The following is a 13,311-nucleotide window of genomic DNA, read 5'->3' on the forward strand; positions in this document are numbered from 1 at the left end:
TGGCGCGGGTTAACGTGCGCCCATGACGACTGCACTGATTACGGGCGCGACCGCGGGCATCGGCGCCGCCTTCGCACGGCGGCTCGCCGCGGACGGACACGACGTCGTGCTGGTGGCACGCGACGTGAAGCGGCTCCGGGAACAGGCGACCGAACTGCACGACCGGCACGGGATCGAGGCCGAGGTGCTCGCGGCGGACCTGTCGGAGGAGGCCGGGATCGCGTCCGTCGAGGCGCGGCTGACCGACCCCAAGCGGCCGGTCGATCTCCTGGTGAACAACGCGGGGTTCGGCAACAAGGGCCGGTTCCTTGAAGTGTCCATGGCCGACGAGTTGAAGATGCTGAAGGTGCACTGCGAGGCGGTGCTCCGGCTGACGTCGGCGGCGGCGGACTCGATGCGGTCGCGGGGCCGGGGCGGGGTGGTGAACGTCGCCTCGGTGGCCGCGTTCCTGCCGCGCGGGACCTATGGGGCGTCGAAGGCGTGGGTCGTGCAGTTCACCCAGGGCGCGGCGCGGGACCTCGCCGGCAGCGGGGTGCGGCTGATGGCGCTGTGCCCGGGGTTCGTGCGGACGGAGTTCCACCAGCGGGCGGGGATGGGGACGGACAACATCCCGGGCTGGATGTGGCTGGACGCGGACAAGCTGGTGGCGGAGGCGCTCGCGGACCTGGCCCGGGGGCGGACGCTGTCCATCCCCGATCCCCGGTACAAGGCGCTGATGGGTGTGGTGAAGCTGGCACCGCGCGGCCTGCTGGGCGGGGTCTCCTCCCGGGCGGGCCGCAAGTACGGGCCGAAGTAGGCGCGGTACGGGGGGCCTTGGGCGTGGCGGCCGTTGGGCGTGGCGGCGGCCGTCGGGAGCGGCGGCGGCCAGCCGTACTCAGCCGGACCTGAGTACGGGCGCTCTGCCCGCGCGGCGGGTGGGCCGGGACCCTCGGGTCATGGATCACAAGCCCCTGAAGCTCGTTCCGTCCCTGGTGACGGCACTCGTGTCGGTCGCGGCCTGGGCCGCCTGGCTGGGCTGGGACCAGCACCGTGACGTGCACCCGGACGGCTCGGTGAGCGGCCCGTACGAGGCGTGGCAGGTCGTCGGGCTCGTGCTGACCCTGCTGGTACCGGTGTGCTGGGCGGCGTACCGGCGCCATGTCGCGGGTGCCGTGCTCGGTACCACGGCCGGTCTGACGGTCGCCGCGTTCTCCGACTGGTCGGACGACGGCAGCGGGCTCTTCGTGATCGGTGTGGGCATGGTCATGGTGGGGACGGCGGTGGCGACGTTCGCCGTCGCCGCCCTGGTCGCCGCCGTGACCCGGCGCGGCGGCCGGTCCGCGCCGGGGCCCTTCTAGAGGGCGAGGTCGTCGGTGCTGCCGTCCTGCCAGGTCACGGTGAGCGTGCGGGGGCCGGTGACCTGGACGCGGGCGAGGTCGGACACGGGGGCCGGGTCGGGTGCGGCGGTGAGGGAGGCGAGGGCCACGAAGAGGGCCTCGGGTCCGTTCGTCGTGCCGTGGAGGGCGAGGGTACGGGTCGGGCCGGGGCCCTGGAGGGTGGCGCCGGTGGGCAGTTCGGTGGTGCCGGGCCGGTAGCCGTGCACGGGGTGGAGCTGCGCGACGGGCCCGTCGGCGTGGGTGGCCCAGCCGGTCTGCCGTACGGGTGTCCCTTCCGGGGCGCCCAGGACGAGATGGGCGCGGACCTCGGCGCGGCCGTGGACCAGGGTGGCGGACAGGACGCGGACGCCGGGCAGGGGACGGTGGGCGGAGGCGGCCCGACCGGTGCGGGTGACGGTGCCGGAGCCGGCCACGGTGCCGGAGCCGAGCGTGTCGGGGTCGAGTGCGGGGCCGGAGCCGGCCGCGGTGCCGGTGCCGGAGCCGAGCGCGGTGTCGGTGCCGGAGCCGAGCGGGGTGGCGGGGCCGGAGCCGAGCGGGGTGGCGGGGCCCCGGGTGGTGGCGGTGCCGTCGGGGCCGAGCAGCGCGAAGTGGTTGTCGGCCGGGTCGGGGGCGGTGGTGGGCCCCGTACGGGTGGAGTAGGCGTAGCGGGCGTAGCCGGGGTCGTCCTCACCCTGCTCGGTGCTGCCGACGTGGTTGCTGCCGTGGTTGTGGAGGCGGACGAGTCCGTCGGCGGCGGTGGTCTGGACGAGCAGCCCGGTGGGGCCGAAGGCCCGTACCGTGTCGGCGCGTTCGGCGGGCAGCGGTTCCTCTCGGGCGGTCCACACGGGGTGGCCGGCGGGCAGCAGCAGTCCGAGGAAGCCCTTGGACGCCCAGTAGGGGGAGCCCGGACCGGAGTAGCTCTGCAGGACCGGCTCGTAGGGGCCGTGCCAGCCGAGGGTGAGCAGCCCCTTCTCGTCGGTGGCGCCCCGGTCGAGGAAGTACCGCAGGGTGCCGGAGGCGAGGCGGCGGGTGGCGCCGGGGGTGAGCGGGGTGTGGCCGGTGAGGGCGCCGAGCCAGGGGGCCGCGGCGGCGGCGAAGCGGTAGGTCAGGGAGCGCCCGTACGGGACGGGGGCGCCGTTGCCGTCGAAGAGGTGGACGTGGTCGTCGAGCTGGGCGCGCAGGCGGGGGCCGTAGCGGTCGAGGAGTGCGCGGTCGCCCGCGAGGTGGGCGTGCAGGACCGGGTAGAAGTGCAGGGCCCAGGCGTTGTAGTGGTCGAAGGCGCGGTTGTCGCCGTCGCTGTACCAGCCGTCGCCGAGCCACCACTTCTCGACGCGCTCCAGGGAGCGTTCGACGGTGGCGGCGGCGCGGTCGGTCTCGATGCCGGCGTCCTTCAGGAAGCCGGCGACGGTGAGACCGAAGAGCCACCAGTTGTTGTCGACGGGGGACGGTTCGAGGGCGGGGAGCAGCCAGTCGACGGTGCGCTGCCGGACGCGGTCGTCGAGCCGGTCCCAGAGGCGGCGCCGGGTGAGGCGCAGGGCGAGGGCGACGGAGGCGGCCTCGACGACCGCCTGGCGGATGTCGGCCATCAGCGGCCAGTCCTCGGGACCGGTGCCGCCGGGCCGCCGGGTCCCGGCGGCGAGCCCTTCGGCGTAGCGGTCGAGGTGGCCGTGCGGGTCGTCGCCGTGGGCGGTCCGCAGGGCGGCGAGCAGGAAGGTCCGGGCGTAGCCCTCCAGGCCGTCGGAGCGGACGCCGGACCAGCTGGGGCGGGGTCCGGGGAGCTGGATCAGTCCCTTGCGGGGCGAGGCGTGGGGGCGGACGGCGAGGAGGAGACGGTCGGCCGTGCGCTCCCAGTGGGCCCGGGTCCATCCGGTGTACGGGCTGAGCGCGCGGTCCTCCCCGGGCTCGGGAGCGACCGGCGCACGGCCCTCGGGCGCACGGTCCTCAGGCGCGCGGTCGTCGGGCGCGCGATCCTGGGGCGCACGGTCCTCGGGCGCGCGGTCCTCGGGCGGCGTGGGCATGATGCTCCCTGGAACTCGCTGGGGGACGTCGGCGTCGCCCGGAATCCTGAAGACGCTTCGATCCGGCGTCAAGAGGTGACCGAGCGAATGATCGAAACTCCTCCCATTCGATCATTTCCTGGTCCCGCCTGGTCTAAGGTCGGGAGACCACCACCACCGCAAGGGGGAACCGCGCCGTGCGCGAGAGTGCTGCCGAACGACACGACCGACTGCTGGCCCTGGTGCGCGAGCGCGGCACGGCCCGGGTCTCGGACCTGGCCGGCCTGCTCGGGGTCTCCCCCGTGACCGCGCGCCGGGACGTCGAGGCGCTGGCCGCCCGGGGTCTGCTCGACCGCGTGCACGGCCAGGTCTCCTGGCCGCGCGGCCAGGGCGTGCCGGGCACCCAGGGCGCGCCCGGCGGGCTGGTGCTCGGACTGCTCGCGCCCTCCGCCACGTACTACTTCGCCGAGGTCATCCGGGGGGCGCACGAGGCGGCGGCGCGGGTGGGTGCCCGGCTCGTGCTGCGGATCTCCGACTACCGGCCGGAGGAGGACCGGGCCCGCACCGAGGGCCTGATCGCGGCGGGCGCCGAGGGCGTGCTCGTCGCGCCCGGCTGGCGGGGGCCCGAGGACCGGCTCGCGTACGGGGACTGGCTCGCGGAACTGCCGGTGCCGGCCGTGCTCCTGGAGCGCCGGGCGGATCCGGGCACTCCGCTCGACGGCCTCGACCGGGTCTCCTCGGACCACGCGCACGGGGTGCTGCTCGCCCTGCGCCACCTGATCGGCCTCGGTCACAGGGCCCCGCTCCTGGTGGCGCGCGGGGACAGCCCGACGGCGCTCGCGGTGCGGGCCGGGTACGCCGAGGCGCTGGGCGCGCTGGACCTGAAGGAGCCGCGGGCGGTCATCGACTCCGTACCGGCGGAGAGCGACCCGGAGGGCTTCGAGCGGGCGGTGCGGGCCCTGCACGAGGCGGTGGTCTCGGGGCGGGCGAGCGCGGCCCTGGTCCACAACGACGTGGACGCGATCCAGATCGTGCAGCGGCTCGCCGAGCTCGGGGTGCGGGTGCCGGAGGACCTGGCCCTGATCGCGTACGACGACGAGGTCGCCGCGCTGGCCGACATCCCGCTCACGGCGGTCGCGCCGCCGAAGCGGCAGGTGGGCCGGCACGCCACGGAGCTGCTGGTGGAGCGGCTGACCCGGCCCGCGGCGGCGGGCGAGGAGGACTGGGCCCGGCGTCATCTGAGCCTGCTGCCGCGGCTGCGGGTGCGGGCCTCGTGCGGGGCGGGCGCGGCAAGCTCGGTCTGATCTTTTTTCGATCAATCAATCTTTCGCTCTTGACTTCGGTCATGAACGGTCACAGGATCACGGCCACAACCTCCAAGCCCCCGCCCTCAGGAGCCGTGCCGTGCCCCTTCGTCGGAGCAGAACATCCCGCCTGACAGCCGCCACCGTCACCGCCCTGGCCGTTCTCACGGCCTGCGGCGGCGGCGGTGAGAACACCGCGGACAAGCCGAACGAGCCCGTGCCCCTCACCTTCTGGGGCTGGGCCAAGGGCTCCAAGGACGTGGTCGACGCCTTCAACGCCAGCCAGAAGAAGATCCGGGTGAAGTTCGAGGAGATCCCCTCGGGCACCGCCGGCGGCTACGCCAAGATCTCCAACGCGGTGAAGGCCGGCAACGCCCCCGACCTGGTCTCCATCGAGTACGCCTCGCTCCCCGAGTTCGTCTCCTCCGGCGCCCTGCAGGACATCGGCGACGAGTTCACCGAGCAGGACCGCGCCAAGCTGCTGCCGCAGGCGGTGGAGCTCACCACCCTCGGCGGCAAGAGCTGGGCGGTGCCCTTCGACGCCGCCCCGCAGGCCTTCTACTACCGCAAGGACCTCTTCGCGAAGTACCAGGTCGCCGTCCCCACCACCTGGGACGAGTTCAAGGCGGCCGCCGAGAAGGTGAAGAAGGCCGACGCCAAGGCCCGTATCGCCACCTTCTTCCCCGACGACCCGACCACCTTCGAAGCCATGGCCTGGCAGGCCGGCGCCCAGTGGTTCAAGGCCGAGAACGACACCTGGAAGATCGACACCACCGACCCGGCCACCACCAAGGTCACCGCCTACTGGCAGGGCCTGCTCGACGCCGACCTCGTCCACAAGAACGCCTCCTTCAGCCCCGAGTGGACCGGCTCCCTCAAGAACGGCACCACCATCGGCTACCTCGGCGCCTCCTGGGGCGCGGGCGTCCTCAAGGGAACCCTGCCCGAGCAGAGCGGCAAGTGGGCCGTCGCCCCCATGCCGCACTGGGGCACCCCCGCCAGCGGCATGCTCGGCGGCACCTCCTTCGCCGTCACCAAGGACAGCGAGAAGAAGGCCGCCGCGGTCGAGTTCGCCGAGTGGATGTCCACCACCGAGGCCGGCGTGAAGGCCCGCATCGCCTCCGGCACCTCCAGCGCCTTCCCCGCCGCCACCGCCCTGCGCCCGGTCGCCAAGCAGGTCTTCGACGCGAGCTACTACGGCGGCCAGGACATCTACGCCCTCTTCGAACAGGCCGGCGCCTCCATCGACGCCCACTGGGCCTGGGGGCCGACCACCGGCACCACCAACACCACCATCAAGGACCACTTCGGCAAGATCACCAAGGGCGGCCCCGGCATCGCCGACGCCGTCAAGGCGGGCCACGACGCCACCGTCGCCGAGCTCACCCGGCGCGGTCTGAAGGTCGAGGGCTGACACCGATGAAGGCCCGCACCCGCGCGGCGGCGACCCTGCTGACCCCGTTCTTCCTGCTCTTCACCGCGGTGATGGTGGTGCCGATCGGCTACGCGGTCTGGCTCAGCCTCTTCACCGAGAAGCAGTCGGGACTCGGCTTCGGCGGAGCCGAGACCGTCTTCAACGGACTCGACAACTACACCGCGGCGCTGGGTGACCGGGCCTTCCTCGAAGGCTTCGGCGTGCTGCTCGGATACTGCCTGCTCTACATCCCGCTGCTGCTCGCCGGGGCCCTCGCCCTCGCCCTGCTGCTCGACTCGGCCCTCGCCCGCGCCCGCCGCTTCTTCCAGCTCGCGCTGTTCCTGCCGCACGCCGTCCCCGGCATCATCGCCGCCCTGATCTGGGTCTACCTCTACACCCCCCAGCTCAGCCCGGTCGTCCGCGCCATGGAGGCCGGCGGCATCGGCTTCGACTTCTTCTCCCCCGAGGGCTCCCTCCCCTCCGTCGTCAACATCGCGCTGTGGGAGTGGCTCGGCTACAACATGGTGATCTTCTACGCGGCCCTCCAGGCCATCGACCGCTCCGTCCTCGAAGCCGCCACCGTCGACGGCGCCGGCTCCTGGCGGATCGCGTTCAGCATCAAACTCCCGCTGATCCGCGCCTCGCTCGGGATGGTCGCCCTCTTCACCGTCATCGGCTCGCTCCAGCTGTTCACCGAACCGCTCATCCTCAACAAGGGCACCGGATCGGCCGTCACCTCGACCTGGACGCCCAACATGTACGCGTACACCGCCGCGTTCGACCGCAACGACTACGGACTGGCCGCGGCCGCCTCCGTCCTGCTCGCCCTGACGGCCGCCCTGCTGTCCTTCGCCGTCACCCGTCTCACCGGCCGGAAGGGGAAGCGCGCATGAGCACCCCGCGCCCCGCGAACATCTGGCTGTCGAAGGCCGCCGTCAACGGCGCCCTCGTCCTCGCCGTCGTCTACATGCTCTTCCCCCTCGTGTGGCTGCTCACCGCCGCCACCAAGGACGCCGGCGGGCTCCTCGCCGGAAACGCCTTCTCCTTCGAGGGCTTCGACCTCGGCGGCAACCTCAGCCGCCTCGCCGCCCACAACGACGGCATCTACTTCCACTGGTACCTCAACAGCCTGCTCTACGCCGGCCTCGGCGCCCTCGCCTGCTCGCTGATCAGCGTCGCCGCCGGCTACGCCTTCGACAAGTACGACTTCCGGGGCAAGGAGAAGCTGTTCGGCGTCGTCCTGCTCGGCGTGCTCGTCCCCACCACCGCGCTCGCCCTGCCCATGTACCTTCTGGCCAGCGAGGTCGGCGTCGTCAACACCTACTGGGCCGTGCTCCTGCCCGTCCTCGTCAACCCCTTCGGCGTCTACCTCGCCCGCGTCTTCAGCGCCGGCTACATCCCCGACGAGGCCCTGGAGGCCGCCCGCATCGACGGGGCCGGCGAACTGCGCACCTTCTGGTCCATCGGTCTGCGCATGGTCATGCCCGGCTTCGTGACCGTCTTCCTCTTCCAGTTCACCGCCATCTGGAACAATTTCTTCCTCCCCCTGGTGATGCTCTCGGACCAGAAGCTCTTCCCGCTGAGCCTCGGCCTCTACGCGTGGAACAGCAACGCCCACGCCGAACCCGACCACTACCCCCTCGTCCTCACCGGCTCCCTGCTCGCGGTCGTCCCCCTCGTCGTCGCCTTCGTCTCCCTCCAGCGCCACTGGAAGGCCGGTCTGACCGCCGGCAGCGTCAAGTGAGGCATCGTCAAGTGAGGAACCCGGATCCCACGATGCACCCCACCACCGACCATCGCCCCGGCGACCGCCCCGGCCGCCGCCCCCGGCTCCTGCTCGCCATGGGCCCCGGCGTCGCCGACCGCCTCCTCACCGACTCCCACCGCACCCGCCTCACCGCGCTCGCCCGCACCGACCCGCACCTGGTCGCCCACGACCTCACCGCGCCCACGCCCGAGGCCGCCGCCGCGCTCGCCGAGGCCGAACTCCTCCTCACCTGCTGGGGCGCCACTCCGCTCACCGCCGAGGTGCTCGGCCGCGCGCCGCGCCTCAAGGCCGTCGTCCACGCCGCCGGCTCGGTCAAGCACCACGTCACCGACGCCTGCTGGGACCGCGGCATCGCCGTCACCTCGGCCGCCGCCGCCAACGCCCTGCCCGTCGCCGAGTACACCCTCGCCGCGATCCTCTTCGCCGGGAAACGGGTCCTGCACTCCGCCCGGCGGTACGCCGAGCTGCGCACCGCCCACGACTGGCTCACCGCCTCCGCCGACTGGGGCAACCACCGCAGGACCGTCGGCATCGTCGGCGCCTCCCGGATCGGCCGCCGGGTCCTGGAACTGCTCCGGCCCTTCGACCTCGACGTCCTGCTCCACGACCCGTACGTGACGAAGGACGAGGCCCGTGCGCTCGGCGCGGAAGCCGTGGGCCTCGACGAGCTGTGCGCCCGCAGCACCGTCGTCTCCGTCCACGCGCCCCAGCTCCCCGCCACGTACCGCATGATCAGCGCGGAACGGATCGCGGCGATGCCGGACGGCGCGACCCTGATCAACACCGCCCGCGGTTCCCTCGTCGACGAGGAGGCCCTCCTCCCCCACCTGGTGGCCGGACGCCTCCACGCGGTCCTGGACGTGACCGACCCCGAGCTCCCGCCGCCCGACTCCCCGCTCTACACCCTGCCGAACGTGCTGCTCACCCCGCACGTGGCCGGCTCGCTGGGCAACGAGCTGCACCGGATGGCCGACCAGGCGCTGGAGGAGGTGGCGCGCTACGGGCGGGGAGAGCCGTTCGCGGAGCAGGTGCGGGCCTCGGACCTGCGGCGCTCGGCGTGACACCGCCGGCCCACGGGCCCGGTCCTAGAATGGAGGGGTCCGAGCGGGTCCGGGAGACGTCTCCGGGAGGCGCCATGACCTTCGTACAGATCATCGACTGCAAGACCAGCCGGGTCGACGACCTCAGCCGTCTGATGGACCGGTGGGTCGAGCAGACCAAGGGCAAGCGCACCGCCACCCACAGCATCGTCGGCAAGGACCGCTCCGACGCCTCCCATGTCGTGGAGATCGTCGAATTCCCCTCGTACGACGTGGCCATGCGCAATTCGCAGCTGCCGGAGACCGACCGGATCTTCCGCGAGATGGTCGCGCTCTGCGACGAGATGCCGACCTTCACCGACCTGGACGTCGTACGGGACGAGGCGCTGTACAAGGCCAACGCCCGGCGGCTCCTGGAGATGATCGCGGGCGAGCCGGAGCTGGCGCTGCTCGACGAGGTGATCGCCGAGGGCTACCACGACCACGACCCGACCAACGAGCAGGACGTCATCGGCATGGACGCGGTCCGGCGCGAGATCCGGATGTGGCGGGACGGCTTCGACTTCTCCTTCACCGTCGACGACCAGATCGCCGAGGGCGACCGGGTGTGCACCCGCTGGACCTGGCGGGGCACCCACAACGGCGACTTCATGGGGCTCCAGCCGACCGGCATGGATGTCGAGATGACCGGCACCGTCATCCACCGCTTCCGGGACGACGGGAAGATCGCCGAGGGCTGGTGGCAGTACGACCTGCTCGGCCTGATGGGTCAGCTGGGCGCGGTCGAGGCGTAGACCTTCCGGACGAAAGGCCGAGGCCCGGTGCTCCCGCGACGGGAGCACCGGGCCTCGGCGCTGTGAGCTGGAGGGCTCAGTGGGAGTGGCCGTGACCGTGGCCGTGGCCGTGGTCCGCCGGCTCCTCCTCCTTCTTCTCCACCACGAGGGTCTCGGTGGTGAGGAGCAGGGAGGCGATCGAGGCGGCGTTCTCCAGGGCGGAGCGGGTGACCTTCACCGGGTCGATGACGCCGGCCTTGACCAGGTCGCCGTACTCGCCGGTGGCGGCGTTGAAGCCCTGGCCCTTGTCGAGCTCCGCCACCTTCGCGGTGATGACGTAGCCCTCGAGGCCGGCGTTCTCGGCGATCCAGCGCAGCGGCTCGACGGCGGCGCGGCGGACGACCGCGACACCGGTGGCCTCGTCGCCGGTCTTGTCGAGGTTGCCCTCGAGGACCTTGACGGCGTGGACGAGCGCGGAGCCACCACCGGAGACGATGCCCTCCTCGACCGCGGCGCGGGTCGCGGAGATGGCGTCCTCCAGACGGTGCTTCTTCTCCTTCAGCTCCACCTCGGTGGCGGCGCCGACCTTGATCACGCACACGCCGCCGGCCAGCTTGGCGAGGCGCTCCTGGAGCTTCTCGCGGTCCCAGTCGGAGTCCGTGGTCTCGATCTCGGCCTTGATCTGGTTGACGCGGCCGAGGACGTCCTCGGAGGAGCCGGCGCCGTCCACGATCGTGGTGTCGTCCTTGGTGACGGTCACGCGGCGGGCGGAGCCCAGCACGTCCAGACCGGCCTGGTCGAGCTTGAGGCCGACCTCCTCGGAGATGACGGTGGCACCGGTGAGGGTGGCCATGTCCTGGAGCATCGCCTTGCGGCGGTCACCGAAGCCGGGCGCCTTGACGGCGACGGCGTTGAAGGTGCCGCGGATCTTGTTGACGACGAGGGTGGAGAGGGCCTCGCCCTCGACGTCCTCGGCGATGATCAGCAGCGGCTTGGAGCTGCCGGCCTGGATGACCTTCTCGAGCAGCGGCAGGAGGTCCTGGATGGAGGAGATCTTGCCCTGGTTGATCAGGATGTACGGGTCGTCGAGGACGGCCTCCATACGCTCCTGGTCGGTCACCATGTACGGGGACAGGTAGCCCTTGTCGAAGGCCATGCCCTCGGTGAAGTCGAGCTCCAGGCCGAAGGTGTTGGACTCCTCGACGGTGATGACACCGTCCTTGCCGACCTTGTCCATGGCCTCGGCGATGAGCTCGCCGACCTGCTGGTCCTGAGCGGAGAGCGCGGCGACGGCGGCGATGTCGGACTTGTCGTCGATCGGGCGCGCGGTGGCGAGCAGCTCGTCCGAGACGGCCTTGACGGCGGCGTCGATGCCCTTCTTCAGGGCGGCCGGGGAGGCGCCGGCGGCGACGTTGCGCAGACCCTCGCGGACCAGGGCCTGGGCGAGCACGGTGGCGGTGGTGGTGCCGTCACCCGCGATGTCGTTGGTCTTGGTCGCCACCTCCTTCACCAGCTGGGCGCCGAGGTTCTCGTACGGGTCCTCGATCTCGACCTCGCGGGCGATCGTGACACCGTCGTTGGTGATGGTGGGGGCGCCGAACTTCTTGTCGATGACGACGTTGCGGCCCTTGGGGCCGATCGTCACCTTCACCGTGTCGGCCAGCTTGTTGACGCCGCGCTCAAGGGCGCGACGGGCGTCCTCGTCGAACTTCAGGATCTTCGCCATGGGAGCGATTCAGCCCTCTCGGAAATCGTTGAAAAAAACTGCGCCCCTGGACGCCCGCGGAGAAGCCAGGGGGTCAGGGGCGCAGTTCAAAGCATCTGTGTCAGGTGCCTTGGGGTGACTTACTTCTCGATGATCGCGAGCACGTCGCGAGCCGAGAGGACGAGGTACTCGTCGCCGTTGTACTTCACCTCGGTGCCGCCGTACTTGCTGTAGAGCACGACGTCGCCGACCTTCACGTCGAGCGGAAGGCGCTCGCCGTTCTCGAAGCGGCCCGGGCCCACGGCGAGGACGGCGCCCTCCTGGGGCTTCTCCTTCGCGGTGTCCGGGATGACCAGGCCAGAGGCGGTGGTCTGCTCCGCGTCGAGCGGCTGGACCACGATGCGGTCCTCGAGCGGCTTGATGGCAACCTTGGAGCTGGTGGTCGTCACGATCCGACCTCCCCCTTCGGAGATCTCACGGGGTTAACTGTCTGAGGTGGCGACCAGGTGGATCCGTCGTCGCGGGTGCCGGACCTGCCCGTCGCTGTGTTGGCACTCTCCGGTGGGGAGTGCCAGAGCCGAGACTATGACCGCGATTAGCACTCGGTCAAGCGGAGTGCCAATTCACGACCCCGTGGCGCGAACGGGCGGCGCCGATTCCTCCCGATCGGGGGGAACGCTCGGCCGGATCTGGTGGTTCCGTACGAGCGGGGTGACCTTCTCCGCCGCCTTGCGGCCGAGCCGTTCGATCGGGTCGACGGAGGACGCGCAGCCCGGCAGGGCGAACAGCGCGCCGGCCAGGGCGAGGACGGCGCTCAGCCGGCGCGCCCGGCCCGTGCGCGGCCGGCCCGTAGCCGCCCGCCCCGTACGCGCCCGGCTCCCGCGCGGCCGTCGTCCGGTCATACGTAGTCCTCGAGCTTCGCCACCGCGTAGCCCTTGGCCGTGACCGTCTTCATCACCCGCCGGATCATGTCCGGCATGCTGCCCTTCCAGTCCCCCTTGCCCCGGAAGTGGGTCAGGATGATGTCGCCCGGGTGCAGGTCCCGGTCCCACTCGCGCCACTCCATGCGGTCGGGGAAGGCCTCGGACGCCCACAGCGGGACGGCCTTGACTCCGCACGCCTTCGCGGCGCGCAGGGTGTCCTCGTTGTAGTTGCCGTACGGCGGGCGGAACAGCGGGGGCCGCTTGCCGAACCGTTTCTCGATGACGTCCTGCATGCCGCAGATCTGCCGCTTCTGGGCGGCGTAGCCGAGGCCGGGCAGATACGGGTGGGTCAGGGTGTGGTTGTGCAGGGCCACCCCGGCGTCCTGCATCTTCTCGAAGTAGCCGTAGTCCTCCTTGACGAGGTAGTCGCTGAGGAACGCGCTGTACGGGATCCTCAGCTCGCTCATCATGCGCAGCAGCTCGGGATCCTTCTCCGCGCCGTCGTCGATCGTCAGGAAGACGACCTTCTCCTTGGTCGGCACGGTGGTGAAGACCGGCGGCAGGTCCGTCCCGTCGGTCTCGAAGCCCTTGCGGGTGATGATCCGGGGCTTCACCGCGGGCGGCTCGGGCGCCTCCAGCGGCGGCTGGGCCAGGCCCCACTTCCTGGCGGCGGCGATCCGGGCGGCGCGCGCCTTGCGGACCCGCTCCACGTACGCGTGGAGCGCGCCGGCCGCGCCTTCCACGCGGGGCTGCTGGCCGGCGGCCGGCCTGACCGGCCCGGACTCGGACCCGGCCCCGGATCCGGTTCGCTCGTCGGGGACGGGCTCGGCGCAGGCCGAGACGAGCGCGGCGACGATCAGGGCGGCCCCGACCACCCGCACGCCCCGCGTCGACCGTGCCGCACGTGGCGACCGGCGAAAAGAGCGGGACTGTTCCTTTTGTCGTACTAGCTGCATGGCGCCGCATCCTGTCAGCGCCACGCCCCTCCGGGGCGCCGACACCACCGGCGTGCGCCCACCGTCCCCCGGGCGG

General features: G+C 71.9%; 13 protein-coding genes. 8 read left to right on the forward strand and 5 right to left on the reverse strand.

What is annotated here, in order from left to right:
• Positions 1-22: 22 nt before the first annotated feature.
• Positions 23-796 (forward strand): SDR family oxidoreductase, encoded by a 774-nt coding sequence (locus ABTZ91_RS27480; protein ID WP_352079930.1) that lies wholly within the window; start codon positions 23-25, stop codon positions 794-796.
• Positions 797-935: 139 nt separating this feature from the next.
• Positions 936-1,337, forward strand: a complete 402-nt coding sequence (locus ABTZ91_RS27485; RefSeq protein WP_352079931.1) for a hypothetical protein — start codon at positions 936-938, stop codon at positions 1,335-1,337.
• Here ABTZ91_RS27485 and ABTZ91_RS27490 read toward each other — a convergent pair.
• A complete protein-coding gene (locus tag ABTZ91_RS27490) occupies positions 1,334-3,373 on the reverse strand; it encodes a DUF2264 domain-containing protein (RefSeq protein ID WP_352079932.1) in 2,040 nt (679 codons plus the stop codon). The genes ABTZ91_RS27485 and ABTZ91_RS27490 overlap by 4 nt on opposite strands.
• Before the next feature lie 176 nt (positions 3,374-3,549).
• Here ABTZ91_RS27490 and ABTZ91_RS27495 point away from each other — a divergent pair, with 176 nt between their 5' ends.
• The 6 genes from ABTZ91_RS27495 to ABTZ91_RS27520 all read left to right on the forward strand — a co-directional run bounded on the left by ABTZ91_RS27495 (position 3,550) and on the right by ABTZ91_RS27520 (position 9,672).
• Entirely contained in the window at positions 3,550-4,656 is a 1,107-nt protein-coding gene (locus ABTZ91_RS27495; protein ID WP_352079933.1) for a substrate-binding domain-containing protein, read from the forward strand.
• A 100-nt stretch (positions 4,657-4,756) separates the two neighbouring features.
• Entirely contained in the window at positions 4,757-6,070 is a 1,314-nt protein-coding gene (locus ABTZ91_RS27500; protein WP_352079934.1) for a sugar ABC transporter substrate-binding protein, read from the forward strand.
• Between the two features lie 5 nt (positions 6,071-6,075).
• On the forward strand, positions 6,076-6,963 hold the full coding sequence (locus ABTZ91_RS27505; RefSeq protein ID WP_352079935.1) for a sugar ABC transporter permease: 888 nt from the start codon (positions 6,076-6,078) through the stop codon (positions 6,961-6,963).
• Positions 6,960-7,814 (forward strand): carbohydrate ABC transporter permease, encoded by an 855-nt coding sequence (locus tag ABTZ91_RS27510; protein ID WP_352079936.1) that lies wholly within the window; start codon positions 6,960-6,962, stop codon positions 7,812-7,814. The genes ABTZ91_RS27505 and ABTZ91_RS27510 overlap by 4 nt, the downstream gene beginning before the upstream one ends.
• A 32-nt stretch (positions 7,815-7,846) precedes the next feature.
• A complete protein-coding gene (locus ABTZ91_RS27515; protein WP_352079937.1) occupies positions 7,847-8,899 on the forward strand; it encodes a hydroxyacid dehydrogenase in 1,053 nt (350 codons plus the stop codon).
• 74 nt (positions 8,900-8,973) lie between these two features.
• On the forward strand, positions 8,974-9,672 hold the full coding sequence (locus tag ABTZ91_RS27520; protein ID WP_352079938.1) for an ester cyclase: 699 nt from the start codon (positions 8,974-8,976) through the stop codon (positions 9,670-9,672).
• A gap of 76 nt (positions 9,673-9,748) precedes the next feature.
• Here ABTZ91_RS27520 and groL read toward each other — a convergent pair whose 3' ends face one another.
• From groL to ABTZ91_RS27540, 4 genes are all read right to left on the reverse strand, one after another.
• Positions 9,749-11,377: a chaperonin GroEL gene (groL, locus tag ABTZ91_RS27525; RefSeq protein WP_352079939.1), complete on the reverse strand. Its 1,629-nt coding sequence runs from the start codon at positions 11,375-11,377 to the stop codon at positions 9,749-9,751.
• Between the two features lie 119 nt (positions 11,378-11,496).
• A complete protein-coding gene (gene groES, locus ABTZ91_RS27530) occupies positions 11,497-11,805 on the reverse strand; it encodes a co-chaperone GroES (RefSeq protein ID WP_066995800.1) in 309 nt (102 codons plus the stop codon).
• A 174-nt stretch (positions 11,806-11,979) separates the two neighbouring features.
• Entirely contained in the window at positions 11,980-12,258 is a 279-nt protein-coding gene (locus ABTZ91_RS27535) for a hypothetical protein (protein ID WP_352079940.1), read from the reverse strand.
• Positions 12,255-13,235, reverse strand: coding sequence for a polysaccharide deacetylase family protein (locus ABTZ91_RS27540; protein WP_352079941.1), 981 nt, complete (start codon positions 13,233-13,235; stop codon positions 12,255-12,257). Before ABTZ91_RS27540 ends, ABTZ91_RS27535 begins: the two co-directional genes overlap by 4 nt.
• Positions 13,236-13,311: the final 76 nt, after the last annotated feature.

Source organism: Streptomyces sp. NPDC126499 (genome assembly GCF_040302485.1).
Classification (GTDB): Bacteria; Actinomycetota; Actinomycetes; order Streptomycetales; family Streptomycetaceae; genus Streptomyces.